Source organism: Streptomyces sp. NPDC004647 (genome assembly GCF_040609575.1).
GTDB lineage: Bacteria > Actinomycetota > Actinomycetes > Streptomycetales > Streptomycetaceae > Streptomyces.
Window position 1 is genome coordinate 1 of the sequence record NZ_JBEXKU010000206.1, and the last position, 1,628, is coordinate 1,628.

1 protein-coding gene is annotated in these 1,628 nt (G+C 73.6%); it reads left to right on the forward strand.

All coding sequences use genetic code 11. The features are described from left to right. Positions 1 to 107 precede the first annotated feature (107 nt). The coding region (locus ABZW18_RS34695) for a PLP-dependent aminotransferase family protein (protein WP_356195495.1) at positions 108 to 1,628 on the forward strand (1,521 nt) is incomplete at its 3' end.

A 1,628-nucleotide genomic window follows, 5' to 3' on the forward strand; every position in this document is an offset into this window, starting at 1 on the left:
TGGAACAACTCCCACAACTCGTCCGGCACCAGCCGCTCAACGATCCCCACCACGACCGACAGCCTACCGAACCATCCAAATGAGATGACGTCTTAAGGTCCAATTCGATGAGCACTTCGGGGACCACTTCGGACGAAGGCCGCGGGAGCGAGTGGACCGCCGCCTGGGAGTTGCTGCTGCCGACCGCGGGCGCGCCACCGCGACAGCGCGGCCGGATCCTGCAGTCCGCGCTGCGCGACGCGGTGAGATCCGGTCGGCTCCCCGCCGGGACACGACTGCCGTCGAGCCGTGATCTGGCGGCCGACCTGAAGGTCTCGCGGGGGCTGGTCACCGATGCGTACGAGCAGCTGACGGCCGAGGGGTACCTGAGCAGCAGCCGGGGCGCGGGCACCTGGGTCGGGAAGGCCGCCCGGCCCGACGTACGCCGTGCACCCGCGGGCGGCTCTGCCGGGGCCGGACCGGTGGCCGACTTCCGGCCAGGCACCCCCGATCTGGCGCTCTTCCCACGCGCCGCCTGGTCGGCCACGTACCGCGGGGTCCTGGCCCGCCTGCCGCACAGTGCGCTCGGCTATCCCGACCCCCGGGGGCTGCCCGAGCTGCGCCGCGCCGTCGCCGAACTGCTCGGCCGCCGCCGGGGCGTTGTCGCCGATCCGGAGCGGATCGTCATCTGCTCCGGTGTCGCCCAGGCGATGACCCTGCTGGGTTTCATCCTGCGCGGGCGGGACGAGCGGACCGTGGGGGTCGAGGAGCCGGGCAGCCCGGAGCACGGCGCGCTGTTCGGGGCGGCCGGGGTCGAGACCGTGCCGGTGCCGCTGGACGCGGAAGGGCTCGATACCGGGGCGCTCACGGCGTCGGGGGTCCGGGCCGTCGTCACCACGCCCTCGCACCAATTCCCCTCCGGGATCGCGTACTCCGCACCGTGCCGCGCACGGCTGCTGGACTGGGCCCGCGGGGTGGACGGTCTGCTCATCGAGGACGACTACGACGGGGACTTCCGCTACGACCGGGCGCCGGTGGGCGCGTTGCAGGGTCTGGATCCGGACCGCGTGGCGTACACGGGTTCGGTCAGCAAGTCCCTCGCGCCGGGGTTGCGGCTCGGCTGGCTGGTGCTCCCGGACCGGCTCGTGGAGGAGGCCGCATCCCGCAAGCGGACGATGGATCTCGGCAATCCGGCGCTGGACCAGGCGCTGCTCGCGGACTTCATCGTGAACGGCGGCTACGACCGGCAGCTGCGCCGCTGCCAGCGCGCGTACCGCGAACGGCGGGACGCTCTGGTGACCGCCTTCGCGGAGCACTTCCCCGGCGCGGAGGTGACCGGGATCGCCGCCGGTCTGCACGCCATCGTCCGGCTGCCCGAGCGGTACGGTCCGGAGCCGCGCTTCCTTGCGCGGGCGGTGGGAGCGGGGGTGGAGCTGCGTCCGCTGTCGCACTACGGGGCACCGCCGCCGGACGACGGGTCGGTACGGCTGGTGCTCGGCTACGCGCATCTGTCTCCGGCGGAGATCAGGCGGGCGGTGGGGCTCATCGGCCCGGACCGCCCGCTCTGGACGCGTCGGCCGAGGAGCCGAAGGAGCTCGGCGCGGCCCGAAAGACCGCGGACAAGCTCGCCGCCGCCGAAGCCGCCGAGG